Origin of the sequence: Idiomarina sp. (assembly GCF_048265525.1) — a bacterium.
Taxonomy (GTDB): domain Bacteria; phylum Pseudomonadota; class Gammaproteobacteria; order Enterobacterales; family Alteromonadaceae; genus Idiomarina.
The window spans coordinates 733,736-759,719 of the sequence record NZ_JBLXBI010000001.1 but is presented as its reverse complement, the minus strand read 5'-3'; the positions used below and the strand labels follow the sequence as shown (position 1 = coordinate 759,719).

Genomic DNA, 25,984 nt, shown 5'->3' with positions numbered 1-25,984 from the left:
CGTCAGCTTTGCGCTCGCGCTCGAGATCTTTGTCCCCGCGGAGCACTTCCTCTTCTTTTTTATTCATTTGCTCTCCCCTGTATAAAAATAGGTACTCTTACGCTTTAAATTTAAGCGTTTATTCTAAATTTACTAATAGAGTATAGAGAGCTACGGAGGTTTCTTAAAGTTAGATCGGTTTTTTGCAGTAAAAATAATGAATTAGAAAAATTAAAAATATTGGAGTGGTGTGCTGGCGTGTCTCTATAGAAGTTGGCACGCCAGCGTTTAAGCATTTAGACTGAGAGTTAGAAGCTGTACCGGACTGTTGCGGCGACAGTATCGACGTCCTGATCGATTTCATCTAAATCGTAGAGTTTATAACCAACACCAAGAGAGAGGTTACTGGTTAAGTGAAAGAAAGCTGAAGCGTCATAACGAATACCATTTTCGTCATCAATGTCCAGATAATCAGCTTTTACCGATAGCTCAAAAAAGTCGGTGATCATTGAACGAATGCCAACGCCTGCTCCGTATCCTGATTCATCGAAAGATTCTGAACCAAGGTCGTCTACTGAGCCAACAAGTTCAAGTTTTTCGTAAGTAACCGTAGCGAAGACATCGGTCGACTCTGTGATACCGTGATTAAAGCCGATACCTGCGTTAAGTGAGTCTAAATCAACGTCACCGAAATCCGATTCGTCACCAACGGAGTCGAAATTGGCCAACACAAAAATTGAGTCAGTTAGTGAAAGCGAGCCTGCTACGGCATAACCATCCATTGTAATATCGTCGTCAATAGGTGTTTCAATATCGGTTTCTATGTAGGACGCCTGAATTTTATCCCAGTTAGGAGAGTCGGCAAAGGCGCTAGTTGAAGTTCCAATCAATGCAATTGCAATTAATGTTTTCTTCATAATTCTTCCTTAGTTGAGAGTAGCTATTCAAAAGTAACCAAGCGGTTATCTCTATTTAAAGCTAGCTACACCCTTGGCAGTCAGCAATGCCCTTTACGAAACCTTTAATCTAAGCGGTTAATTAAAGAGATCAGAGCGGCTTCCGCAACTTTTTTAATGTTATTGCGCTTTTCGTTGTCACTTACTTCATAGGTCACGGCGTGAGCGGCAAATTCATCAGCGATGAACTGCTTAAAAACACCACTTTCAGGATGAGCTCCGGGCTGATAATCAAGTTCTACTGAACCGACAAGTTCTTCAATTTCCTCAATCCAGTTGTAGACTCTTTGAGGGTTTCTCAAAGGAACGCCACTGCGGGGTTCGTAGTCTTCAGGCATGGTGTAAAAGACATTTTTTCGGGTAGAATGGAAGTCAATTGCAAATTCAATTTCCCCGCCGTCTTTAACCAGCTTTTTAAGATAATTAGCCATGGCCTGAGTTTCCGGTAGGGTCAGATTTTTCCAGTCTCTGTTCATATCGATGCCTGCCGCGGTTAAGCGCCAGTTACCATGGTAGACCCCATCCGGATTCATATTGGGTACCAATAGAATGTTGTACTTTTGCCGAAATTTAACGACGTAAGGCTCGTCGCTAAACAGCAACTCACCAAAATGTAGTAGTGCTAACGCGCCGGTAACTTCGGGAGGGTGTTGACGGCCAATTAAAATTATCCATTTATCGCTGGACTCAACTCTATGCTCCAGAGCTGCCAGGTTACGTCCTTCACTGGAGACACCAAGAGAAATAACTTCGGTCTGTTGCGGCTCTTTAATAAGACTACTGAGCCACTCAATATAATGAACATTATCAATAATTTCTTGTCCGGCAATATATTCTTTGGTTTGGCCTGAAAGGGTTAATTCAAATTGAAGCGTGCCGTCGCCCTCAGAAAATGGAATTGCGTGCCAAATATCATCGCCTTCGCTACGTTTGGGTTTATATCGCGAAACCCCTTCACTGGCGACCAAAGTGATATCGACCGTTTGACTTGTTTCAGTCTTATTTTTTACCGCAAAAGCATACCAGGGGCTGGGGTTTATCTTCTCCCGTTCAGGTTCAAGAAAGAGCCTGTATTGATTATCACCTGTCTTCTCACAGTGGTTCAGGCGTCCAACAGCAAAATTAATAGTGAACTCGATCCGTTCAAAGGAGCAGTCCTTCGGTTTTTTATCCGTTTCTTCAGGCTGCTGAAGTGCTAACTGGCTTAATAACGCAACATTAGCTAGTGTGAGCATTTATACTCCTAAAATGCCCACGACAAAGTTGCGTATGTATAACGTCCACGGTTTGAGTGAACATCGGAAAAGTAACCGAAGCTTTCATCTGCAATGGGCGGTTTTTTATCAGCCAGATTGCGGGCACCTATTCGCAGACTTAAGCCGTCGAGTGACTCCTGACTAAAGTAGTAGTCGAGATAGATATCGGTTGTGATCCAGCTATCAATTGGCATCATTTCTCCATCAGACGTTGTTACGCTAGTTTCGTAAAAGTCATCAACATAGTTGACTCGTATACCAGCGCCCCAGTTCCCGAGATCCCAGTCTAGACGAGCAAACGAACGCCATTTAGGGTTCCCGTCCATTTGCCGTAAATCACCTGCGCCAACCACCGGAATGTCAATAGGGACAGCGGGGTTACCATTTTCCTGAGCTTCCAGAACAATGGCACTTATAGGGTCCGGGGTTTGCATAAATTTACGCAAGTGAGCTGCGTTGATCGAAAAGTTGAATAAACCAAGGGCTTCACTGTTAACTTCATAATTAATACTGATATCGGTACCGGAAATTTCACGAACTTCAAGGTTGTCGTACTGATTATTTACGTAAACAACCTCCAGATCATCGTTACGTATAACGGCAGGATTTGAGCTGCCTTGTGAGCGTAGCAGTGAATCATAAAGTAAGTGGGTTTGGCTGTTTAAAATTCCGACTACGTTTTCCTGCTCAATTGTCCAGCGGTCAACAGTAATAAGAAAGTTTTCAAAAGGGGTAACGGCAAAACCAACGTTATAAATTTCGTCGTCTTCTGGTGTGAGTTTGCTATTGCCGCCTCTGATCTCGGTTATGCTGTAACGATCATCAATAACAGGATCGGTTCTGGAATTGGTCCGGGAAACACTTTCCTCAACCACCTGAGGTAAGTTAGGTGCGCGGAAACCGCCGGAGTACGATGCTCTTAATTGCAGCCAGTCAACCGGTAACCAGCTCAGGGCGACTTTCGGCTTGGTTACGCTGCCGACGTCACTGAATCTTTCGTAACGAAGCGCCAGTTGCATATCAATGGTTTGGTGCAGCGGTACCAGGAGCTCAGTATAAGCGGAAAAAACATTGCGACTGCCTTCTGAGTCAGGTGTAAAGCTGCTTCCTAAAACATCGGAGTTAGTCATCAGTTCGCCAGTGACTTGATCGTAGAAAGGGGTAGAGCCATCTAGCAAATAATGTCGGTCATCGGCGTAGGCTTCGTAACGATACTCAACCCCCGCGGCAAGACCAATGTCGCCTGCATACCAGTTTGCCAATGCCGGGTTGGATAGTTTGAAATCCCATTGGGCCAGCTCACTGGTGCTGTCCCGGGTTATGTCTTCAGTCAGTCCGGCTATAACAGCGGCTGAGTTATAGACAGATGTTCCGTTATTTACGTTGTCCGGATTACCGCCAATAAATGGGTTATAAGCTTCTTCAATATTGGTTGAGTTAATCGCCTGTTGCAGCGCACTTACGCGGATGCGGTTATAGCCTGTATCCAGCGTGTCAGCTCTGGAATAGAGTAGGGCGGATTCCCATTCCCACTGTTTTGAATAACCTTTTATGCCTCCCAGTAGACGGTAACTGGAGTCTTCAACTTCTATTCTTCTTGGGCCGACATCCATTGGCCGTATGTTGCGTAATGTTACGGTTTCGCCAAATGGGTTGTAAGCGGCATCCTCGCTAATGGTGAAGCGCTGCGCAGTAAGATTGGCATTTTGTTCGCGACGACGCTTAGATAGCGCCTCGTAGTACAAGGCCTCGCCAAAAAGCTCTAAGTTAGGCGCAAGAGAATGTGTGTAATAAGCAAATAGGTTTACCCGGTCTATTGCCGAGGTCATGCTCTGATCCTGAGCTGAGTCGTAACGCATATCTCTGGGAATGGAACCTTCGGCAGCACAGACTCCATCAGACAAAGTTTGAAAGCAATCACCCATAGATTCCGGGCGAATATGGAAACGGCCAATATTTTCACCATCGTATATTGCCCAGGGGCTGGATAACGAACGGTTGTCTAATTGGGTATCACCAACAAAAGCCTCTGGTATTCTGTCGTTAAAACGACGGTCTTCGCTGGCTGAATATGAGCGCTCATTGGCGCCGATTTCATCACGGGTGTAATAAGCGAAAGACAGACTTAAATGGCTTTTATTGTCGTTAAAAAATACGCCGGTTGAACCGCTGGCAAGGTACTGTTGCATTGAAGTTCCTTCAGCGTTGCCGGCGCTCAGGTTTAACTGAGTTTGAGTGACTTCTTTTTTCAGAACATAGTTAACGACACCAGCTACGGCATCGGTTCCATAAAGTGCTGAGGCACCATCACGAAGTACTTCAAGTCGTCTTAAACCGGTTACCGGAAGGGTGTTCGAGTTTACCGTGGTAACAGGAACAAAGTTCTCGGTCTGGGTTCCCGGGTGCAAAACCAGACGACGACCGTTCAGCAGAGTTAAGGTATTACCTGTGCCTATGCCTCGCAAGTTAATGGAAGCGACATCGCCACGTGCATCATTAACACCACCAATAGATCGCTCGTTGTTAAAACTGATATCGCCCACTTGAGGAATAGAGCGAAGCAGTTCATCTCCAGTAACAGCGCCTGTATTAATGATGTCATCTGAATCGAGGATAGTCACCGGGAGTCGTCCGGCAGCCTGCGCCCCCCGAATATTACTGCCTACCACAGTAATTTTTTCCATTGCCTCTTCATCATCTTCACTGCGATCTTGCTGCATGGCAAGTGCCTGAAGGGGGAGAGTAAATGAACTTAAAGCGGCAAGAGTACAGAGTGATAAGTAGCTTTTTCTGTGTTTATTCATGATAAAACCTACACTGTGTTAACAATTAACTTAGTTGTAGGTATATACCCAGATCGTTATTTTTACCTCAATTTTTAAACATTCTTAACATATTGATGACTGAAAATTTTGAGTCAAGACTGACAATCCGATTATGGCAATCTATTTTTCGAGCCTATCTGAGCCCCCTAAAACACTGCGTTTGTTTTATATTACTGACGCACTTATTGTGTCTAACGAAAAGGGTAATTAATCATGTTTAAGAAAACAGTACCTTTACTTTCTGCTGTAGCGATTGCGATATCGTTTTCAGCCGGAACGGGTGTTGCAAGTGCTCAGGAAAACTCATCTTATGAGGTGAATTCTCCAGAGCCTAAGTCGAACGATTTCTGGTGGCCAAATAAGCTCAATTTAGAGCCATTGCGTCAACATAGTCCTGAATCAGACCCATACGGCGACGATTTTGATTATGCTGAAGCCTTCAGTCAGCTTGACCTTGAGCAGGTTAAAAAAGACATTGAAGAGCTGATGACATCGGATCAGGACTGGTGGCCAGCCGACTACGGTCATTATGGTCCATTCTTTATTCGTATGGCCTGGCACGGTGCCGGAACCTACCGGGTTCAGGATGGCCGCGGCGGTGCAGCTGGCGCTCAACAACGTTTTGAGCCACTAAATAGCTGGCCGGATAACGTCAGTCTGGATAAAGCGCGTCGACTGTTGTGGCCGGTTAAGCAAAAGTACGGCAGAGATATCTCATGGGCTGATTTGATGGTGCTAACCGGTAACGTTGCGCTTGAGTCTATGGGTTTTGAAACCTTTGGTTTTGCCGGCGGACGTGAAGATGCATGGGAACCTGATATTGTTTATTGGGGCCCTGAGAAAGAATGGTTAAAGGGTGACGAGCGCTACTCTGGTGATCGTGAACTTGAAAACCCTCTGGCCGCTGTTCAGATGGGTCTGATTTACGTTAACCCTGAGGGACCTAACGGCAAGCCTGATCCTTTATTGGCCGCGAAAGACATTCGTGACACCTTTGGCCGCATGGCAATGAACGACGAAGAAACTGTTGCTCTGATTGCGGGTGGACATACCTTTGGTAAGGCACATGGTGCGCACAAGCCAGAAGAATGTTTAGGCGCTGAACCGGCTGCTGCAGGTGTTGAAGAGCAAGGTCTGGGCTGGAAAAATAAATGCGGTAAAGGTAACGCCGAAGATACCATTACCAGTGGTTTAGAGGGGGCGTGGTCAGTGAACCCGACAGCCTGGACAACTCAGTATCTGGATAACCTGTTTGGTTTTGAGTGGGAACAGACTAAGAGTCCAGCCGGTGCTATTCAGTGGATCCCTGTTGACGGTCAGGCGTCTAATTTAGTTCCTGATGCCCACGTTGAAGGTAAGCGTCACGCACCTATTATGTTCACGACGGATCTTTCGCTGAAAGAAGACCCTGAGTATCGTAAAATTGCTAAACGCTTCCATGAAGATCCTAAAGAGTTTGAACTGGCATTTGCAAAAGCCTGGTTCAAATTGACTCACCGCGATATGGGCCCTAAACAGCGTTATCTTGGTGATATGGCTCCGCAGGAAGATCTTCTGTGGCAGGATCCAATTCCTGAAGTCGATTTTGAATTGATTAACGGCAATGACGTTGAACAGCTCAAGGTTGCTATTCTGGACTCAGGCCTTAGCGTGCCTCAGTTAGTTCGTACGGCCTGGGCTTCAGCATCAAGCTTCCGTGGTACTGACATGCGTGGCGGTGCTAACGGCGCTCGTATTGCATTAGAGCCTCAGATGAACTGGGAAGCGAACAACCCGGCTGAGCTTAAGAAAGTGCTGGATACGCTGAAAGGCGTTCAGGAAGACTTTAATGATGAGCTGTCCGGCGACAAGTACGTGTCTTTGGCTGATGTTATCGTTTTAGGCGGGGCTGCCGCTGTCGAGAAAGCAGCAAAAGATGCCGGTTACGATGTGACGGTACCTTTTGAGCCGGGTCGTACTGATGCCTCTCAGGAAATGACGGACGTTAACTCGTTCTCGTTCCTTGAGCCTAAAGCTGACGCATTCCGCAACTACTATGCTGAAGGCAACCGTGTGTCACCAGCTCAGCATATGGTCGATAAAGCTGACCAGCTAACTTTAACGGTACCGGAAATGACGGTATTAGTGGGTGGCTTACGTTCGCTGGACGCTAATTATAACGATAGTGACCATGGTGTTTTTACAGACCAGCCGGGCACGTTGAATAATGACTTTTTCGTTAACCTGCTAAGCATGGATAACGAATGGAAAAAGTCATCGGACAACGAAGCGATATACGAAGGCTTTGATCGTAAAACTGGAGAACAGAAATATACTGCTACGACGGTTGATCTGATTTTCGGTTCAAACTCTGAATTGCGTGCTGTTGCAGAAGTGTATGCAATGAGTGATGCAGACCAGAAGTTTGTTAATGATTTTGTTCAGGCATGGACGAAAGTCATGCAGTTAGACCGCTTTGATCTGAAATAATAGTTAAGCGTGTGAGCGGTGGTATTCTCTTCAGAACCAAGAGAGTATCACCGCTTTTTACATTGTCATTTAAGAGAGCAGGCTGAGGCACCGCGAATTAAAGTACTTTTGCCCGAAACTTCTTACCTTTTATTTTATTATTATTGATAAGCCCTAAAGCGTGCTTAGCCAAACGGGAGTTTACGGCAACAAAACCAAAGATACTTTCCAGCTTTATTTTTCCAATGTCGTCAGCACTTAAAACGTTATCCTTCGTTAGGGCGCCAACAATGTCACCCGGTCTCAACTTGTCCTTTTTCCCGCCACTGACTTGTATGGTCGACATATTAGCTTTCAACGGTGTGTTGTTAGATAGCGCTGGCGCAGGCTGTACTTGAATGGGTTCGGCAAAAGTATCCTCAAGCAAGCGCATTTTATAATCATCTTTTTCGGCAATTAAGGTTATTGCGACGCCTTTTTTACCTGCGCGGCCAGTACGACCTATGCGGTGGGTATGGGTGTCTAAATCATGAGCCATATTAACGCTAATCACTAAATGAAGTTCGGCGATATCTAAGCCGCGGGAAGCGACATCGGTTGCAATGAGTACGCGAGCACTGCCATTACTAAATTGTATAATCGCCTGATCGCGATCTTTTTGCTCAAGCTCACCATGCAGAGCCAATACGCTGAATTTATTGGCCCGAAGTGTGTTAAAAATGTCTTTTACTTCGTTCTTGGTGTTGCAGAAAACCAGACAGTTTTCGGGTTGATGATCGCCCAGTAAATTCATTACCAGCTGTGCACTGTCTTCATTATTCATGGCATAAAAGAGCTGTTCGATTTGTGGCTTTGCCTGCTCTTGAATGGCCTCAATATTTCTTGCCTTAGTTGTCACCTGTTCTGCTAATGCGGCGATATTTTTAGGGTAGGTGGCACTGAATAATAGTGTCTGTCGTGTTTTTGGAATGTGTTTGACGATGGCGTTCAGGCTGTCCTGAAATCCCATTTCTAACATTCGGTCGGCTTCATCAAGAACCAGAGTCTTCAACATGGACAAATCAACATTGCGCTGCTCAAGATGATCAAGTACCCGCCCGGGTGTGCCAACCAATACATGAGCGCCATGCTCAAGCGAGTTGGTCTGAATACGAGATGGCTCGCCACCGCACAGGGTCAGTATTTTTATATTAAGCATTGATTTAGCCAGCTTACGAACCTCGTCAGCAACCTGATGGGCGAGTTCACGAGTAGGGCACAATACCAACGCCTGTGGCGAAAAGCTTTTTGCCTCCAGCTTTGCCAGCAAAGTCAGCGCAAAAGCGGTGGTTTTTCCGGAGCCGGTATCCGCGCGAACAACGGCATCGGTGTTGTTTAAAATGACCGGTAAGCTTAAGGACTGCACCGGTGTCATTTGTTGGTAACCAATTTCATCAAGCCGTGTCAGTAACGCTGGCGGCAGGTTCAGTTGATTAAAGTGAAGGAGTTCAGGTGAAGTCTCAGAAGTGTTATCCGAGATATGTTCAGGCGTATTTATAGGCATTAAAGGGGCCACTTTCTGTGTCAGGTTTCTGTGGTTATTGTAACAGGGTTCCGGACAAATACACTGAGGTAATCTGAGCAAAAGCTTACTGTTTGCTGGAATAAACGCCCAGGGCAGTGACCGTAGCCAGTATTATTAGCATTCCTAGTATCTGCGTGTAAGCCAGCACCTCACCTAAAATAATCACGCCGAATAGCGCGGCCGTAACGGGTTCTATTGTCGCCACTATAGATGCCAGCGCGGGCAATGTTCTTCTCAGCCCAATAATATAAAGAATAAATGATGCGCCACCGCCCAGTACTCCGAGAATAGCAAAGAGCGGCCAGTCCACGGAGTTGACGACTCTGCCTGCTTCCTCTCTATCGATTAATGTGCCCAGAACCAGTGTCAGGGTAGAAAACGCGATTGCAAGAACGGCCTGAGGACTGCCTTGCCTGGCTGCGTATTTAAAACCAAAAATAAAAAGCGCCAGTGACATACCTGAAAGAAGTCCGGCTATGACGCCTATAGAAGTAATACCACCGCTGTCGACTTGATACACACGGGTGAGCAATACGACACCAGCCATGACTAACAATATTGCAGCACATTTGCTTAACGTGGGGCGTTCAATTTTAACGGCGAAAGAAATTAGGTAAACAAATATGGGAGCGCAATACATGAGTGTCGCTGCAACGGCAACGCTGCTCTCAGAAATACTGAAGAAATAAAAAGCGAAATTCCCGGAGACTCCAAGCCCGGCGATGATAGACCACAACCATAACTTACTGTTAGTGAGCCCACTATTACGTGGTCTTAAAACCAACCACATCAGCACAAATATAAGCCCGACAGCACCCCGGCAAAAAGATACTAAAACGGCATTCCAGCCGTCGTTGATTAGAATGCCGGCTATTCCGCCGGACAGTCCCCAGAACAGCGCCGCTGACGCCACCAGTATGATGCCTGAATTCGCCATTGCTTCGGTCAACTTTTGTTGAAGTGCTGAATGAACCTAAAGTATTGAATTTAGAAGAGAGGAAGGAGATTTTCAAATGGTGCAAGCTCACAACATGTGAGCTTGCTACAGGATAATCAATTAATTTAGAAGTAATAGCGAGCCTGAATAGTCGTTACTCTTGGAGCTAAATATTGTGTGCTCGTAACCCCAATGCCAAAGGTGTCGGTGTGAACCGAAGCAACTGAATCATCATCGAACAGGTTTCGAATATTCAACTCAATATCCCAATTTCCTTGTGGGGGAGTGTAATTCACATTTAAATGAGCAAGGTCATATGACTCAACGACGTCGCGTTCTGGTGAATTGAATACACGGGCAAAGTAATCACCACGGTGAGTGTAGCCGAGAGAGGTGCGTAAGCTGGACCCATTACTGAGTAAATGGGTATAACTCAGTCGGATATTAGCGACAAGCTCTGGGATTTTAGCTAAATCGTTACCTGTTAAATCAACAGCAGTTGCTTCCCTTGCTGCGTTAATTTCCTCTGTGGATGCACCAGCAAGAATTAGTCCGACGGATGCATTTTCGGCTTCTGCACGATCAATAGCATCACGTCCTTTAGTTACTTCAGACTCCATCCATGTGAGATTTGAATCCAGTCTCCAACCACTGCCAAGGTTTGCCTGAGCTTCTATTTCAACGCCATAAATTTCAGCTTCAGGTAAATTTGATGCGCCAGAATTAAACCGACCAATACCACTCGATTCAAATAAGTAGTCACTGTAGTCGTAGTAAAATAATGCGGTATTGACTCGCAGACGGTTACTAAACCAATCGTTTTTCATTCCCAATTCGTAGGCAAGTACTTCTTCCTGATCAAATTTTTCGGGGAAAAATCGGGTATCAGTCGAACTGTTGGAGCCTGCTGGCTTTATGCCCGTTGCGACTGAAGCGTAACCCATACTTTGTGTCGAGAAACGGTAATCCAGCGAAATTTTACCAGTGACGTTATCAGTCTCGTCTGATGGGGTGCTGGTTATGGGGTTACGATTTGGAACACAGTTCAGGCTGCAACGCTCGTCTTCAAACTGGTTGTTGGTATAACGTAAACCGGAAGTCAGTCGTAGTTTTTCGGTTAGCGCATAGCCTACTTGTCCAAAGACTGAGTATGACTGAAAGTTACGGAAGTCGGAATTAATAAAGTCAATATCCGCATTGTTCGCAAAAACATCCGGACCGGCGACAATTTTATTGACAGGATTACCATCGCGCCCACCATCATAAAAATTACGAGTATTACTGAAAATTTCAGTATCCAGATAAAAGGCTCCGACTACCCAGGTTAAATCAGCGGAAGAATTTGGCGAAACTAAGTTAATTTCAGCGGTATAGGATTCATCTTCTTGTCGCAAATTGCTAATAAATTCGGGAATTGGCACTTGTCCCAAACTAACCGGCTGGCCATCAGCAGGGAGAGGAAAAGGTGCAGGATCATTTGCTGTCAAGCTACTACGATCCATATCCAGACGGCGACGCATGTCGTAATTCTGTTGGCTAAAGATTCCTCGCAAGTTTGCCCACTTCAGGTCGTAGTCAGCATGCAGGCTAGTCATATCCATGTCCAGACGATAATACTCACGGGTGTCGTGATAAACCACACGTGGGTCATCTGAAATGATATCAAAATTACCTTTTAGCGCAGGACCGTTGGTGTCTGAACTAAACTGCATATGCTGTAGCATTAAGTCAAGATTACTACTAGGTTGCCAGCGAAGTTGGGCTCTTATGGTCGTATCGTTTTTATCATCTAAACTAAAATCATGAGTCAGAGCTTTATTTTCGGTAAAACCATCGTGTTTTCTCTGAGAACCTGACAGGCGTAACGCGACATTATTGTCTAATTGAAGTGTTGCGGCTCCCTTAAAGTTCATCGTGTCATATTGACCAAAAGTGGATGAAAGGAAGCCATCACCATTGATAAACTCAGGTTTCTTCGTATGAACATTAATTGCCCCACCGGTGGAACTGTTACCGTATATGGTTCCATCGGGGCCACGAGTTATTTCTACACGGTCAATATCGACTAGATCGGCCCACAGGGCATAATCGTTGGCCATGAACACATCGTCTATATGATAAGCCACAGCTTGCTTAGTGCCTGCATTATCCGGAATCTCATTACCCACACCGCGCAACGAAACAGAAGGTCGATACCCCTGAACGCTTGAAACGACGAGCCCTGGAACCTGATCGCTTAAATCAAATATATTAGCGACATTTAGCCTATCGAGCGCATCACCTTCAACGACTGATACAGCATCCGGGATTTCCTGTAGGCTTTGCTCAGACTTTTGAGCCGTAACCATAATAGTTTCAATTTTATCGCTGTTATCCTGAGCTGAGGCGTGAAATGAAATAGCTCCGAACGGGGCAATGATTAAGGTACTAATGGCGAGAGAAAGCGGATTAAGCGAAAAGCGCGGCATATAAAGGTACTCCATTATGTGGTTTATATTTTTTAATAAACTCGAAATAAGAGATAAGTTACCGCGGAGATATGACAATAAAAGTAGAAAGAAGATACAAATTTATTACAGCGCTTAATCTTAATGTTTCGTTTATAACACTGTCACAAACTTAGGTTTCACTTACCGTAGAGGAAATTGTCGCTAAAATTATGTTTGCAAGGAGATTTAATGTGAAGAGTCAAGAAAGACTGCAAAGTTTTAAACGGTTTGTCATTGTTGGTGTTTTTGTGTTTTTAAGTGTGCCTGCTTTTTCTCAACGCTTTGAAAAAGTTAAGGTTGAACAATATACACCGCATGAACAGAGTCCTTTTGACAGCGTGTATAAAGCTTTTACACCGTCCAATTCTGATGCTTCACTTGAAATCGCCTGGCCAGAGAATTGGCCTGATAGTTCTGCTAAGAAACCGTTGTCATTACGCGTATTTCACTTTAACGATTTGCATAATAAATTAATTATTCCAGATGATGTTAACGGCGATACCCGAGTAATGGCACAAATTGCAGCTCACATTCAGGAAGCTCGGAGCCAGCAATTTAATGACAAGGAGAAAAATCGTGGTGTATTGTTTTTATCGGCAGGGGACGATCATACCGGAGCGGTTTACGATGAACTGCTTGGAACAGATGAAACGTCGTTTAAAAAAAGCTTAGCATATTATGCCTATTCTGCTGCCGGCGTGGATGCAGCAACATTAGGCAACCATGAGTTTGATCGCGGCACATCGGTACTAAAAAAAGCGATAAATCAGGATGCGAAATTTCCTTTGCTGAGTGCTAACCTCGCTCATTCCGATAATCTGACAACAAACCAATATGCATCAGCCTTATTAGGAACTATAGACCAATGGCGTATAGCGATTATTGGACTGACATCAGCCGCGGATACAAAAACGAATTTAGCGGATGACCCGAATTTGACGATGCGCTCTGAAATTAACACCCTCGAGCAACTGATGCCTGCATTACAAGACAAAGTTGATCTGGTTATAGCGTTAACACACATCGGCTATCGTCAGGCTGGTAAAGTCGGTGATCAGGACGTTGCGATGTTGTTGTCAGAATATGATGTTCCGTCAGTCGTTATCGGCGGTCACTCACATGATTTGCTGCATGCGGGCGGTTATTCTATTGAACATGAGTACGGTGATGTTCCCGTATTTCAGGCCGGGCAATGGGGGCAATACCTAGGGGAAGTGAAGATTGAAATACAGCCGACTGAACATGGCCCCCGGATGATAATGAATGAAAGCATATTACATAAAATTAGAAAGCATGACGCCGCAAACCAAACTCCTCGAAAAGAACTTGAAGATAAATTCCAGGAAATGGTTTTAGCTCCGGTATTGGCCGACTTCGCTAGCGTGATTAATGAGTCCATGGGTGAGATAAAACCTCATCCCTATCTAAGTAAAGATAGGGTTCTTGAGGATCGCTACACAACGGAATTGGCTTTGGCTAATTTTATGACCGATGCAGCACTTGAAACCATGAATAATCGGGGAGAGCACTATGATCTTTTGGCAATTAACGCTTCCAGTATCGTTGATGGTTTGCCTGACGGTGGGACCCCTACTTTTTCGGATTGGTATGCCGTTATTCCATACGCCGACGTGTTGCATCGTATAGAACTGACTCCTGACGAGCTAGAGCAACTAGTGAAGTCAAACGCAAAAAGACTCGTTAAACCAACTGAAAAAGAGAACTTAGATCTTACTGGCTTTATTAATCGCGGTTTTTTACATTTTTCTTCCGCATTGCGGTATGGAATTCGAGTTGATGCTGAAGAGGCGTTCCCTAAGGCGGTAAATATTGAATTTAACGGGAAGCCGTTATCGGCATATGAGGGGCAGACAATTAGCCTACTGGTTGGCGACTATATTGCTTCTGGTAACCTTGGCTGGAGAGGACAGTCAGTGTCGGTGGCAATGCGAAAAACAATCCAAGGCTATAATTTAATGTCGCTATCGTCCAGGAATACTGGATTTATGCTGCGTAACCAAGTACTGGAATATTTGCGTAAGCGAGCTGCTGAGAAAACAATCGACATACGTGAAGACGGGCGGCTTTTCAGACACTTGCCAGATTAGAGAAAGCTAGTGCTTCGTTGTTAAGAACAATCAGGTGTTGGAACCTGATTGCTCTTTCAAGGCCGGTATTCAGAGATGGTGAATTCAAATCTCTGAATTGACATCAATCCTGTTTATTAAAACGATAACGCAAAACCAATACTGAAAGCTTCATTTTTAATGCTTTGGTTCATGTGGTTTTCTGCTTCTAGCGCCGATACTTCAGCCGAAATTGTAAATATTTCCCATAATGTGTGATAAACGGCAGCGCTGACTTTTGTTTGTTGTTTAACTTGCTCTAAGCTGTCTACGCCAGCTAAGTCCACTTTTGACGTGCCGTAATTCAGCCCAACTTTGGTTGCACCAAATTGATGGGTTAGCTGTGTAAACCAGCCTGAGCTGTCGCGGGGACTGCCGTTGATGTCAGCGGCATCAATTAATAAACCGTAATAGCCCAGGCCTGACGCATCAAAAGCTGAAAGTGATAAACGCGTGTCATCAAACTGGATGGCCGCGGTGATGTCGATTCCTTTTGCATCGTAATCATCAAGTGAGGTACTGACCTTTTGATTATAGAAGGTTGTTGAAACAAACCCGTAGTCGTAGTTATAGCGAAGCCGTCCATGAAGTCCCGGGCGCTCCGAACCTGAATCGCCAACATAGCCATTGCCACCGAAACTAACAGAATCTAATGGTTGAAAAATACCGATATCTGCGTGGAAGTTTTCGCCTAATGCCCGGCTGTATGTAATTTGAGAAAGTCGGTCGGCAAAAATATAACCATAACCTGCCGCACCCAGCGAGGTATTCAATGGACTGCGAATTGAGGCTGGTGCGCCGACACCACTCAATGCCATATCCTCTAAAACAACATCAATGCCGAATACTCCATATCCGCGTCCGACTTTTAACGTTCCGACATCATCATTTCCTACCGTAAAATACGCTCGGTAAGCCCGATTGTCTCCGTTGCCGTTAAAAGCACTGTTATCAGTAGATCCTGGCTCAATTGCTAAAAATGCTTTTATATCGAAGTCATGTGTCTGAGTTGTTGCTGAGAATTGAAAGCTGGACGGGCTATATCCATTTGATACTGACGTAGCGTCTTCACCAATACATAGCAGTGCGTTTCCTGCGACGGTGTTATTAGAGTCATCACAGCTTGCATATACCGCATGCGCATTGATGTAGCCGTTAAAGTTGAAATCCCAGTCCGGAGCTGTCTGCGCTGCTGAGCTTCCACTGATTAACATTCCTGCAATACCTAGCGACCGATAAATAGCGTATTTGTTATTCATTTTTATAATCCCTGGTTTTTTATTATGTGACTAATGTCAGCGGTTTGAGTAGCAATGCTTGTGCCAAACGGTGGATTTTAAATAACTCTATGTTTTTTATGGTTTTTTAATGTTTTTACATTTAACGGGGTGATGAAATAATTCATCCAATCTTTGTATTTTGATGATTTAATTCATCAATGTATTTTAATTTCAGAGGCTGGATTTAAATAAAGTATTTTAAAAACAATCAGTTATATAATTCTGTTGTGAGTGGTACGGGTTTTGCTACAGTTTATTGACATAAATTGAAGGTATGGATGAAGGAAATCTATGACAGCCAATAGCGTACAGATTTTTAAAACGGCGGGACGATTGCTTACCGGCTCAGGAGCAAGTAACCAGCTATTTTCCGAAATGTGCAGGCTTAACTTGAGGCATCCCTTAATTGTAACGGATAAAGGCGTGCTTGATGCCGGGCTAATTCAACCTATTGTTGCCGAACTTAAAAATCAGGGCATTACGGATATTGTTATTTACTCTGAGATATCAGCGGAGCCAGAGACCCATGTCGTTGAGTCGTGCCGTGACGTTTTTATCAGTGAAAGCTGTGACGGCATTATTGGAATTGGTGGCGGTAGTGCAATGGATACTGCAAAAGCTGTTGCGGTATATCAAAGCGAAAAGAGAGCTTTGAGCGAACTGTTTGGCGAGAACAACTGTGCGCGGCGAACCGTACCTTTAATTTGTTTACCGACCACTGCAGGAACCGGCTCTGAAGTCACTAATATATCTATCCTGTCAGACGTAGAGGCACAACTGAAAAAGGGGATTGTCAGCGATGAACTGTTACCGGATGTGGCGATTGTTGCACCGGAATTGACGCAGAGTTGCCCGCCATCTGTAACGGCAGCAAGTGGCATTGACGCATTGGTGCACGCCGTAGAAAGTTATATTTCTAACTTTGCTTCAGATATCACCCGGGCGTTATCGATAGGCGCCATAAAAATGATTGTCAACGCCTTGCCCGACGCTTATCAACGCCCTGATGATCTTGACGCGAGAGAGCGTATGGCTACCGGTAGCTTAATGGCGGGATTGGCATTCGGAAATGCGGGAGTTGGCGCAGTGCATGCATTGGCTTATCCCCTGGGTGGGCGTTATCACTTGTCGCATGGAATTAGTAATGCACTGATGTTCACTCACGTCATGCGCTGGAATCTATCATCATGCCCAAATGATTTTCTCAATATTGCGTTGGCGATGGGGGCTGAAGCAACGATTAGCGAAGTCGACGCAGGAGATTTCGTTATCGAGAAACTTGAATCCCTTTGCCGGGCTGTCGAAATTCCTGGTGGACTAAGAGAATTTGGTATTGAGCATAGCGATCTGCGTTCACTGGCTGAAGCGGCGAGTGGTGTGACGCGTTTACTGCGAAATAACCCTCGTGAACTTAGCGTCGATGATATCGAAGCAATTTATCAGGCCGCCTATTAAAAGGATTCATTATGTCGTTATGGAAACAACGAAAAGACGGGGCGGAAGCACCTTTCTGGCCTATGGGATCATTCAAGGTCAGATTGCCATTTCTGCATTATCACTTTGAGTGGCCAGACTATCTGCAAGGGTTATTAATGTGCGCCGTCGATTTGGCGGCAATATCATTAATGACCGAATTACTGGGAATGCCATTTGAAGCGGCATTAGCCGTTGTTGTGATTAACGGAGCGTTTTATCTGTTGCACCATTTATTGGGTGACCCGGTCGTTCCCGGATGGATAACGCCCGCTATTCCTTTATTGATGATGTACGTCTCAACCTTTCCGGAGGGTGAAGCGAGAGTGCATGCTTTGATAGCGTTTCAGATGCTGCTGGGCCTTTTTGCTATTGGACTGGGGGCATCTGGTGTTGCAAAACGAGTAGTGCAGCTTATTCCCAGCGCTATAAAAGCTGGAATCATCATGGGCTCCGGCTTAGCCGCGGTAGCGGTAGTATTTGAGGAGGGAGGCCGTTTTGAATCCTACCCGTTTACTATCTCAATTGCGGTTGGCATTGCTTTTTATCTTATTTTTTCACGCCATTTCGCGACCGTTCAGAATAAACACTGGGTTCTTCGGGCACTGGGCAAGCTCGGCATCTTTCCCATTATTGCATTGGCGATTGTTATTGCGCCATTGGCTTCGGAAGCTCCATGGCCGGATATCGAATGGGGCATAACGTCACCTGATTTTGCAACCTTATTCGCGCATTACACCGTTTTTGGTGTTGGGCTACCGCCACTCAGTATGTTTTTAACTGCCATACCTACGGTGCTGGCGGCTTATATTGTTCTTTTTGGCGATGTTTTACAGAGCAAAGCTATCCTGGCGGAAGCGGATGAGATGCGTCAGGACGAAAAAATTGATTACAACGCGGATCGCGCGCATCTCATTTTTGGTGCCCGCAACTTTGGTATGAGCATAATTGGCCCGGATGTCGCAATGTGCGGACCGTTATGGGCTGCAATGCATGTGGTTATTGTTGAGCGCTTTAAGAAAGGCCGGAAAGCGATGGATTCCATTTTTGGAGGCGCAGGTTCCTTTCGCTGGGGAACCAATACCGGTCTTTTACTTCTGCCGGTGGTTAGCTTAGTTCAACCGATTCTGGGAATTGCTTTAGCCCTGACTTTGCTTATACAAGGCTACGTCAGTGTTCGTATTGGCATTCAGGAAGCAAAAACTGAACGCGACCTGGGTATTGCAGGAATTATTGGCGCAATTCTCGTGGTTAAAGGAGCAACCTGGGCTTTCGCTGCAGGGCTGTTGTTATGTTTTTTAATATATGGCTGGCGTTTGCGCGCACCTAAAAAGGAGCAGACGGATGTTCGGTAGCGATAGGTTACAACGTGTATTAGATGCGATGAGCGACGGCGTTTATGTCACCGATGGTAACGGCATTACGATAACGGTCAATACGGCTTATGAGCGTATTACCGGTATTCCGAAGGAAAAGCTTCGGGGGTTACATATGTCCGAAGTTGTGAAGCGTGGTTATATTTCGCGCTCGGTATCTTTGGAGGTTTTGAAAGAAAGAAGACCAGTTACTTTGACGCAGGACGTAAGTAAAGAGCACCAAATTTTAGTTTCTGGTACGCCGATGTTCGACTCCGACGGGCGTATTGAATACGTTGTTACCACGGTTCGGGACGTTACTGAGCTGCTAAAAGCCAAAAGAGCGCAGGAAAAACTGGAACAGTTACTGAGCTTACGAGAGCAATATGGCGCTTCCGTTTCAACTGATGGCCATAAAGAGCCTTTTGTCATTAGTCGGCAAATGAGAGCTTGCTATGATCTCGCAAAACGAGTCGCAAACTCCTCTGCAAAAGTATTGCTACAGGGAGAAACGGGTACCGGGAAAACACTGCTTGCACGGACTATTCATAGTTATAGCACTGTAGCTAACGGGCCTTTTATTGAATTAAATTGTGCCGCGATGCCAGAGTCTCTGCTTGAGTCTGAGTTATTTGGTTATGCTTCCGGGGCGTTCACCGGAGCTTCAGAGAAAGGCAAGACAGGGTTACTTGAGGCGGCTAATAATGGCACTTTGTTTCTTGATGAAATTGGTGATTTGCCGCTAACTCTTCAAGCCAAGTTACTTAAAGTTATTGATGAGAAGCGATTTTTACCGGTCGGAGCGACATCGTTTAAGCAAACGAACTTTCGGTTAATTTCTGCAACACATCATGACTTAAAGAAACTTGTTGCCGAAAATCATTTTCGCGAAGACTTGTTATACCGATTAAGTGTGGTACCGATTGAATTGCCTCCCCTGCGAGAAAGGATCGAAGAAATCCCTGTCCTGCTTGAACATTATCTCAGCCATTTCAATGAAAACTATGAGCTGGACTGTCGTTGGCATGCGGATGTGATTTCTCGTCTTAAACAATATCAATGGCCGGGCAATATTCGCGAGCTGATTAACCTGACAGAACGATTAATGGTGACTTCTGAGCAGTCGCTGATAACGACTGCTCAGTTACCTATAGAAATAGCAACAGACAGGCCGTTAGGGCGTGAAGGTTGCCCGCTAAAAGAGCAGGTAGAGATGCTTGAGAAGAAAGTAATTGAAGAGGCGTTATTAATACACGGTACGACGCGGGCGGCAGCCAGTGCTCTGGGAGTTGATCAGTCGACCTTAGTTAAAAAACAAAAACGCTGGCGCATAGAACAAAAAAGGGACTTACCGAACGATGAAGAATGAACAAGTTTTCCAGCCCGATAATGTGGAGTTAATAAAAAACAGCCCGGTTGGCCCGTCAACAAACAGGTCAATAGCTGTTGATGATCCTGCAACTGGGAATGTGATAGGTCACGTACCCGATTTAACACCGAAGCAAATTAGCCGCTCTATAGAGTCTGCGGAAGCCGCTTTTTACAAGTGGAGAGACGTTCCTCTCAGAGAGCGATGCGAGAAGCTTTTCTGCTGGTACCAACTCATGCTTGAAAAGGAAGAGGAGCTTGCAGGCATTTTGACCAGTGAGCAGGGTAAACCATTATCTGAGTCACGAGGCGAGATACGTTACGCGGCAAGTTATATTCAATGGTATGCGCAGCCAGGCCTGCAAGACCAGGGGAGCGTTCTACCGTACTCGTCAACCGATGAATCGATGATGGTTATTACCGAGCCGGTAGGTGTTTGTGCTGCGATAACACCCTGGAATTTTCCTGCGGCGATGATCACTCGAAAAGTTGCGCCGGCACTGGCGGCTGGTTGCACAATGTTGGTGAAACCTGCTCTTGAAACCCCGCTGACAGCAATTGCTATTGCTGAGTTGGCAATACAGGCGGGCATTCCCGAAGGCGTTTTAAGCATTGTAACCGGCGACGGGGAGGCTATTGGTAAAATATTCAGTGAAAGCGCCGTGGTCAGAAAATTAAGTTTTACCGGCTCAACTCGAGTCGGGCGTTTACTCATGGCTTCATCAGCTTCAACCGTTAAACGGCTCTCACTTGAACTCGGTGGAAATGCGCCTTTTATTGTTTGTGAAACAGCGGATGTCGAGCGTGCCGTTCAAGGAGCTATCCAATCAAAATTTCGTAATGCGGGGCAAACCTGCGTATGTGCCAATGCTTTTTACGTTCATGCCAACGTTTACGATGAGTTTACTGAGAAATTCATCGCCCGGGTGAATCAGCTCATGTTGGGTAACGGCAAAAATGAGTCAGTCGATATCGGCCCATTGATTAACGAAAATGCGCTCGAAAAAGTAGAGCAGATAGTCGCTGACGCAGTAAAAAAAGGTGCCGTAATCGCATGTGGTGGAGAGCGGTGGGTAAACTCAGAGCGCTGGTATTACCCGACCGTGTTACTCAACGCCGATAGCTCTATGCGTTGTGTGAATGAAGAAATATTCGGACCCGTTGCACCTATTGTTCGATACCACGATGAGAAAACTTTATTAGAAGAACTCAGACAGCAACAAACCGGATTAGCTGCTTATTTTTACAGCCAGAACTTAGGACAGGTTAACCGTCTTTCGAGAGCTCTTGAAGTTGGAATGATTGGTGTCAATAGCGGCGTTATATCTGATGCGGCAGTGCCTTTTGGTGGCGTTAAATCGTCAGGGATTGGCCGCGAGGGCGGGCGTCACGGAATTGAAGAATATTTAGAAACTAAGTACATCAAACTTAGTTATTAATATAAGCGTTAGAACAACAAAAAAGGAAGAACAATGAAAACAATAAAATCAGTACTATCAATGGCTTTAGCTACAGCACTTATGAGTGCATCCGGAGTTTCGTTGGCCCAGACCAGCGATATTGAAAACCTTCAAAAAGATATGCCCAAGAACTGGGGGAAATGGGGCGATGACGATCAACTTGGCGCTCTTAACTACCTTGATGAAAAACAGGCCTTGCGTGGTATAAAAGCCGTTCGTTCAGGTGAAACTTTTACGCTTCAACTGCCGATTACTCATGGAGTGGGGCCTGTATTCCCGGGACGTGTTCCGGCAATGCATTTCATGACTCAGGACGAAAGTATGTACAGCGTAAATAAGCTGGATGAGCTGGCCGGTGGTGTTAAGTACTCAGACGATGCAGTCTTTATGTACTTGCAGGGTACGACGCACATGGATGCACTAGGTCACGCCTGGTATGGCGATAAAGTATACGGTGGGGTATCGGCCGATAGCACAGTGCATGGACATGATCATGTTGATGTCGGAGTATTAGCCGAGCACGGTATTGTTGGCCGCGGCGTACTGCTGGATGTCGGGCATTTGAAAGGCGGTGACGTAGGACGGCTGGCACCGGGCTCATGTATTACTTTACAAGACCTCAAAGACACGGCAGAAGCGCAGGATGTAACCGTAGAAAAACGCGATATTTTATTAATAAGAACAGGATCTGTTGGACGTTTCTATCAGGAAGAACCAGATGCTGAGTGGAGCGCAACGACAGAGCCCGGCCTGTGTTATAGCAAAGATCTGATCAAATGGATTGATAACATGGAGATACCCGTGATTGCTGCTGATAACCTGGCAGTTGAACTTGTACCGCAAGAGATTGAAGGTAAAGATTATGTGATCCCGCTGCATGGGGCACTTATTCGGGACTTAGGTGTGGTATTGAGTGAGCTTTACTGGCTGGACGATTTGGCGGCAGATAGCCGTGAAGACGGTCAATATACGTTTATGTTTACCGCTGCTCCTTTAAAAATGGAGCGAGGCTCGGGTTCTCCAATTAATCCTATCGTTATTAAGTAGCCTTTCACCCTGAAGCATGCAGGCGTTGTATCTGTATGCTTCTCTACTTTTTGTCGTAGTAACCTGTCGTTAATCATATGATAATCAACTAAAAAACAACAAATAGTCAAAGAACTTTTCGTTATCATTACATACATTGCTTCGCTGAATGAAGCAGTGCTGCCTGGCAGCTTGGAAGTAGTATGTGCGGGACACGCACGACATAACGGAGTATTAAAGAATGAAAAAAGCAGTATTAGCTACACTTATCGGCGCCGCGTTATTCAGTGGTGCAACTTTAGCCGCAGACCAAGGTTCTGACTTTGATCGCGTAGAAGCGCGTTTTATCGACTATGGCGATGATGTTGATGGTTTTGGCCTTGATGGTCGTGTCATGCTGAGTGAATCTATCTATTTCACTGCAGATTACGCTCACACTAGCGTAAGCAGTCTGGATATGGATGAAGTTTTGGCTGGTGTTGGTTACAAACACGAGTTTAGCGAAAAATTCACTGGCTTTGCTGATGTGAACCTTGCTTACATGGATGTTGATTTTGACGTGAATGGCCAGTCATATGGCGATGACGATACTGGCTACGCAGTGCAAATTGGTGGTGTTTATCGTTTAACCCCAGCAGTTGAGTTCTCAGGTTTGGTACGTCACATCGATATTGATGATGATGACCAACAATTTGAATTGGCTGCTCGTTGGTACATCAATAGCCAATTCAGCTTAAGTGCAACTTACGCTGATAGCTTTGATAGTGATAACCGCGACGGTTACTTCCTTGGCGCTGCTTGGCACTTCTAAGCAAGCCAGTTAAGCCCGCCGCCTGTCGTTTTAGATGGGCGGCAATTTACTCTTTTAAAATCACCCTTGTATTTCATTTAGACTCCCAATAGTTTTCTAAAAATTATATGCTTTATTAATCCGCTATATTACTTTTCTTACTTTTATTAGATCTCCTCGGAACAGAAAATAAGTAATAGTATTAACAAGAATATTGATCATTTAGTATCCTCGATTTAGTTATTCTGAACGATGGTTCGGATTATAGTACTTTGTAGATAAGAGTGTCTTATATGAAAAAAGCGTTAGTAAAAAATCTATTCCCTGAAAAAGGTTTTGGCTTTGTTACTGATCATGAAGGTAATGATGCGTTCTTTCATATAAAAGTTGTTGGTAAAAATACCTTCTCAGAACTTAAGAAAGACCTTATGGTGAATGTGGATATTCAGTTAGAAGAACGAGGTCCTTGTGTTACCCGTTTAGTAGTACCTGTATCTAATTTCTCGGATAAATTTTTTGTGGCTCCTAAAAACTTCATTAAGACAAAAAACGAATCCCCAAAGTATGGAACTGTATTTTATCGTAGAATGATTCAAACTTATTTTTATCGTGATCCAGACGAAGCTGAAGCACATGCAAGAGCAGAAGTTCAATTAACTGGCGGCAATGCGCTGTTAAATACTCGATTAGTTCAAAAAAAATTCTATGAAGGAAACTATATTTATAGAGCTTTTTCGATGATTGGTGAGAGCGCTTTAGTGATGAATGGGACGAAAAATGACACTCAAGGAATTCCTGAAAAAGAAGTTTTAAAGCAGGTAGCTGCAATTGAAGAGCGAATCAATGAGGTTCTTCCACCCTATAGCGGGACTTTATCAAGAAAGTGCAATGTCGTTTATGATGGCAATGTTTTGAAAAAAGATTTCGAAGGAGAGAATTCAATTTGGGTATGGGCGAGTTTAGCACTATTAGTTTTTGTTTTAGGGGTTACGATAGTTAGTTGAAAGCATAATTCAAGGGGATACTTGAGAAGTAGAAACAGTAAATGGTGCGTCCGAGTAGACTCGAACTACCGACCTCTGCCATGTCAAGGCAGCGCTCTAACCAACTGAGCTACGGACGCACTTTATGGGGAATGTCGTTAACGACGGGCGGTATATTAGTGATTTGCGCCCACAGGTGCAAGCGATTTTTTACTAAATGCATTTGTTTGTCGAAATTCTATTCAGCTTTGAATGACTATGCTTACTTTCTTAAGAGGGCTTTTGCTAGAATGTTCACTATACTCAGTTTTTACTGACGAAAAAGAGGTGGTTAAATGTTTACTTTTTTACGAGTAATACGCGCCGTTGCAGGGCTTCTTTTTCTGGCGACCATCGCCGGCATTATTGCACAGCTTGCTTTCAATATATTACATGTCGATATTTTGATGCGCTCTTCCGTAATTGTTGTTATGGCGGGGGCTTTACATGCCGCTTTCTGGCTTTGGGTCTTTATTGGCTTACGGTACGTTATCAATGAAATTCACCAAACAGAGCAAGGTACGCCACACCCGGGCCTAACTAAACACTGGCATCTTTAAGCGAACCGCTAATCTAGCCCTGGTGTAAAGTCACAGGCGCTATAGAATTTTTGCCATGGGCGTACAAAATGCACTGATGCATCGGTTAGCTTTTTACTGAGTGTACCGAGTTCTGCAATGTAGGCTTTTAGCTCCGGTTGAGGGGCTATACCTGCGAGATTCTCCAGAGTCATGAGTAAGCGCTGATGCTGTTCAATAACTTCTGCTATGTCACCTTGCATTTCTTTGAGATAAATGTTGTTAAAAGCTTCTTTTAGCGCTAATGCGTCATCTGGCACCTTTCCATTTTGACAATAAACTGACTTAGGAACTTCAGGCAGCAGTTCGGTCATTTTCTCCAGTTTATAAGAGTAATCCAACATAGTACGGAACAAGTCAGGAAGGTAGTCACTACGCTCTAAACGACCGAGCATTTTTATTAGCTCATCGGGGTCATCTGCTTCTTTTGTGTAGTTCCAGCGTTCTAATATGCGGGTAAAGCGCTCCAGCGCATTCACAGCGTAGTTGTACTCTGTCACATGTATTTTGGGTAAAGAGTTATTGCCTACAGACAGAGCTCTTCTCAATCCTTCGTCACGGGCAAAGGCATTCGCCAGGCTGCTCTGTAGTTGCGATTCCTTATGCACTAATACTTCTTTCAATTTGTCTTTAACATTGGCCGACTCAGGATGCTCAATGCATTCCTTCAGTGCCTTAATCATGGTCAGGTCAGCGTGGTAGCGGCTAAACCCATCTTTTAGCTTTCCCAGTGAACTGTTGTTTTCAGCTATTAGCTGGCCTAACTGACAATGATTAAGCCGAAGGCTTTCCAGTAAGCCCATGCTTGTCCGTTCAATATTTCTGGTTAATGCGCGCTTGGCCGGATACTGGAGTTGAGGCTTAGGAGCTTCTATTGAGTTATTGGGGAGCTTAAGTGTACTCTGGACGCGGTTATGCAGTTCATCCGCGTATTCCGTTAGACCCTGGTCATCTGAGCAGGCCGATAACCCAAAGGCGACGAACGCATAGCCAAAAGAGCGGAAAATCAGTACACTTCGCTTCATTGTATTATTCCTTGCAACAAGGTTCTT

The 25,984-nt window shown here is 44.9% G+C and carries 18 protein-coding genes and 1 tRNA gene; 10 read left to right on the top strand and 9 right to left on the bottom strand.

Annotated features, from left to right (window positions below):
* Positions 1-287: 287 nt before the first annotated feature.
* The 3 genes from ACN0TF_RS03670 to ACN0TF_RS03660 all read right to left on the bottom strand — a co-directional run bounded on the left by ACN0TF_RS03670 (position 288) and on the right by ACN0TF_RS03660 (position 4,995).
* Positions 288-896, bottom strand: a complete 609-nt coding sequence (locus tag ACN0TF_RS03670; RefSeq protein WP_034821143.1) for an outer membrane protein — start codon at positions 894-896, stop codon at positions 288-290.
* A gap of 104 nt (positions 897-1,000) precedes the next feature.
* Positions 1,001-2,170, bottom strand: coding sequence for a M14 family metallopeptidase (locus ACN0TF_RS03665; RefSeq protein WP_417440791.1), 1,170 nt, complete (start codon positions 2,168-2,170; stop codon positions 1,001-1,003).
* An 8-nt stretch (positions 2,171-2,178) separates the two neighbouring features.
* The gene (locus ACN0TF_RS03660) at positions 2,179-4,995 is read right to left on the bottom strand and encodes a TonB-dependent receptor domain-containing protein (RefSeq protein ID WP_417440790.1); all 2,817 of its coding nucleotides are present in this window, start codon (positions 4,993-4,995) and stop codon (positions 2,179-2,181) included.
* 234 nt (positions 4,996-5,229) lie between these two features.
* On the opposite strand from ACN0TF_RS03660, the gene katG reads away from it, so the two are divergent.
* Positions 5,230-7,485, top strand: coding sequence for a catalase/peroxidase HPI (katG, locus tag ACN0TF_RS03655; protein WP_417440789.1), 2,256 nt, complete (start codon positions 5,230-5,232; stop codon positions 7,483-7,485).
* 97 nt (positions 7,486-7,582) lie between these two features.
* Here the strand turns inward: katG and dbpA are convergent, their stop codons facing one another.
* The 3 genes from dbpA to ACN0TF_RS03640 form a co-directional block, all read right to left on the bottom strand.
* Positions 7,583-9,007, bottom strand: a complete 1,425-nt coding sequence (gene dbpA, locus ACN0TF_RS03650; RefSeq protein ID WP_417440788.1) for an ATP-dependent RNA helicase DbpA — start codon at positions 9,005-9,007, stop codon at positions 7,583-7,585.
* A gap of 85 nt (positions 9,008-9,092) precedes the next feature.
* Complete coding sequence (locus tag ACN0TF_RS03645) at positions 9,093-9,965, bottom strand: DMT family transporter (protein WP_417440787.1); 873 nt, start codon at positions 9,963-9,965, stop codon at positions 9,093-9,095.
* Between the two features lie 125 nt (positions 9,966-10,090).
* Entirely contained in the window at positions 10,091-12,433 is a 2,343-nt protein-coding gene (locus ACN0TF_RS03640) for a TonB-dependent receptor (RefSeq protein ID WP_417440786.1), read from the bottom strand.
* Between the two features lie 212 nt (positions 12,434-12,645).
* Between ACN0TF_RS03640 and ACN0TF_RS03635 the strand changes: the two genes are divergently transcribed.
* The gene (locus ACN0TF_RS03635; RefSeq protein WP_417440785.1) at positions 12,646-14,562 is read left to right on the top strand and encodes a bifunctional metallophosphatase/5'-nucleotidase; all 1,917 of its coding nucleotides are present in this window, start codon (positions 12,646-12,648) and stop codon (positions 14,560-14,562) included.
* A gap of 116 nt (positions 14,563-14,678) precedes the next feature.
* Here the strand turns inward: ACN0TF_RS03635 and ACN0TF_RS03630 are convergent, their stop codons facing one another.
* Positions 14,679-15,839, bottom strand: a complete 1,161-nt coding sequence (locus ACN0TF_RS03630) for a porin (protein WP_417440784.1) — start codon at positions 15,837-15,839, stop codon at positions 14,679-14,681.
* 312 nt (positions 15,840-16,151) lie between these two features.
* Here ACN0TF_RS03630 and ACN0TF_RS03625 point away from each other — a divergent pair, with 312 nt between their 5' ends.
* The 7 genes from ACN0TF_RS03625 to ACN0TF_RS03595 all read left to right on the top strand — a co-directional run bounded on the left by ACN0TF_RS03625 (position 16,152) and on the right by ACN0TF_RS03595 (position 24,336).
* Positions 16,152-17,315 carry an iron-containing alcohol dehydrogenase gene (locus ACN0TF_RS03625; RefSeq protein WP_417440783.1) on the top strand — a complete coding sequence of 388 codons (1,164 nt, stop codon included), beginning with the start codon at positions 16,152-16,154 and terminating at the stop codon, positions 17,313-17,315.
* An 11-nt stretch (positions 17,316-17,326) separates the two neighbouring features.
* Positions 17,327-18,688 carry a hypothetical protein gene (locus ACN0TF_RS03620; RefSeq protein WP_417440782.1) on the top strand — a complete coding sequence of 454 codons (1,362 nt, stop codon included), beginning with the start codon at positions 17,327-17,329 and terminating at the stop codon, positions 18,686-18,688.
* A complete protein-coding gene (locus ACN0TF_RS03615; RefSeq protein ID WP_417440781.1) occupies positions 18,678-20,057 on the top strand; it encodes a sigma-54 interaction domain-containing protein in 1,380 nt (459 codons plus the stop codon). The genes ACN0TF_RS03620 and ACN0TF_RS03615 overlap by 11 nt, the downstream gene beginning before the upstream one ends.
* Positions 20,047-21,495, top strand: a complete 1,449-nt coding sequence (locus ACN0TF_RS03610; RefSeq protein ID WP_417440780.1) for an NAD-dependent succinate-semialdehyde dehydrogenase — start codon at positions 20,047-20,049, stop codon at positions 21,493-21,495. The genes ACN0TF_RS03615 and ACN0TF_RS03610 overlap by 11 nt, the downstream gene beginning before the upstream one ends.
* Positions 21,496-21,528: 33 nt before the next feature.
* Positions 21,529-22,563, top strand: a complete 1,035-nt coding sequence (locus tag ACN0TF_RS03605; RefSeq protein WP_417440779.1) for a cyclase family protein — start codon at positions 21,529-21,531, stop codon at positions 22,561-22,563.
* Between the two features lie 220 nt (positions 22,564-22,783).
* Positions 22,784-23,353: a porin family protein gene (locus ACN0TF_RS03600; protein WP_253620019.1), complete on the top strand. Its 570-nt coding sequence runs from the start codon at positions 22,784-22,786 to the stop codon at positions 23,351-23,353.
* A gap of 272 nt (positions 23,354-23,625) precedes the next feature.
* Entirely contained in the window at positions 23,626-24,336 is a 711-nt protein-coding gene (locus ACN0TF_RS03595) for a cold-shock protein (protein ID WP_417440778.1), read from the top strand.
* Positions 24,337-24,378: 42 nt separating this feature from the next.
* On the opposite strand, the gene ACN0TF_RS03590 is transcribed toward ACN0TF_RS03595, so the two are convergent.
* Positions 24,379-24,455, bottom strand: a tRNA-Val gene (locus tag ACN0TF_RS03590).
* A gap of 195 nt (positions 24,456-24,650) precedes the next feature.
* Here ACN0TF_RS03590 and ACN0TF_RS03585 point away from each other — a divergent pair.
* The gene (locus tag ACN0TF_RS03585; RefSeq protein WP_417440777.1) at positions 24,651-24,914 is read left to right on the top strand and encodes a hypothetical protein; all 264 of its coding nucleotides are present in this window, start codon (positions 24,651-24,653) and stop codon (positions 24,912-24,914) included.
* Positions 24,915-24,922: 8 nt separating this feature from the next.
* Here ACN0TF_RS03585 and ACN0TF_RS03580 read toward each other — a convergent pair whose 3' ends face one another.
* Entirely contained in the window at positions 24,923-25,957 is a 1,035-nt protein-coding gene (locus tag ACN0TF_RS03580; RefSeq protein ID WP_417440776.1) for a DUF3080 domain-containing protein, read from the bottom strand.
* Positions 25,958-25,984 lie beyond the last annotated feature (27 nt).

Excerpts from the sequence above, each read along its gene's own strand:
- ACN0TF_RS03620 (WP_417440782.1), top strand. The coding sequence starts at position 17,327 with ATGTCGTTATGGAAACAACGAAAAGACGGGGCGGAAGCACCTTTCTGG.
- ACN0TF_RS03610 (WP_417440780.1), top strand. The coding sequence starts at position 20,047 with ATGAAGAATGAACAAGTTTTCCAGCCCGATAATGTGGAGTTAATAAAA.
- ACN0TF_RS03640 (WP_417440786.1), bottom strand. The coding sequence starts at position 12,433 with ATGCCGCGCTTTTCGCTTAATCCGCTTTCTCTCGCCATTAGTACCTTA.
- ACN0TF_RS03615 (WP_417440781.1), top strand. The coding sequence starts at position 18,678 with ATGTTCGGTAGCGATAGGTTACAACGTGTATTAGATGCGATGAGCGAC.
- ACN0TF_RS03670 (WP_034821143.1), bottom strand. The coding sequence starts at position 896 with ATGAAGAAAACATTAATTGCAATTGCATTGATTGGAACTTCAACTAGC.
- ACN0TF_RS03665 (WP_417440791.1), bottom strand. The coding sequence starts at position 2,170 with ATGCTCACACTAGCTAATGTTGCGTTATTAAGCCAGTTAGCACTTCAG.
- katG (WP_417440789.1), top strand. The coding sequence starts at position 5,230 with ATGTTTAAGAAAACAGTACCTTTACTTTCTGCTGTAGCGATTGCGATA.
- ACN0TF_RS03630 (WP_417440784.1), bottom strand. The coding sequence starts at position 15,839 with ATGAATAACAAATACGCTATTTATCGGTCGCTAGGTATTGCAGGAATG.
- ACN0TF_RS03595 (WP_417440778.1), top strand. The coding sequence starts at position 23,626 with ATGAAAAAAGCGTTAGTAAAAAATCTATTCCCTGAAAAAGGTTTTGGC.
- ACN0TF_RS03645 (WP_417440787.1), bottom strand. The coding sequence starts at position 9,965 with ATGGCGAATTCAGGCATCATACTGGTGGCGTCAGCGGCGCTGTTCTGG.
- ACN0TF_RS03605 (WP_417440779.1), top strand. The coding sequence starts at position 21,529 with ATGAAAACAATAAAATCAGTACTATCAATGGCTTTAGCTACAGCACTT.
- ACN0TF_RS03585 (WP_417440777.1), top strand. The coding sequence starts at position 24,651 with ATGTTTACTTTTTTACGAGTAATACGCGCCGTTGCAGGGCTTCTTTTT.
- ACN0TF_RS03660 (WP_417440790.1), bottom strand. The coding sequence starts at position 4,995 with ATGAATAAACACAGAAAAAGCTACTTATCACTCTGTACTCTTGCCGCT.
- ACN0TF_RS03580 (WP_417440776.1), bottom strand. The coding sequence starts at position 25,957 with ATGAAGCGAAGTGTACTGATTTTCCGCTCTTTTGGCTATGCGTTCGTC.
- dbpA (WP_417440788.1), bottom strand. The coding sequence starts at position 9,007 with ATGCCTATAAATACGCCTGAACATATCTCGGATAACACTTCTGAGACT.
- ACN0TF_RS03625 (WP_417440783.1), top strand. The coding sequence starts at position 16,152 with ATGACAGCCAATAGCGTACAGATTTTTAAAACGGCGGGACGATTGCTT.
- ACN0TF_RS03600 (WP_253620019.1), top strand. The coding sequence starts at position 22,784 with ATGAAAAAAGCAGTATTAGCTACACTTATCGGCGCCGCGTTATTCAGT.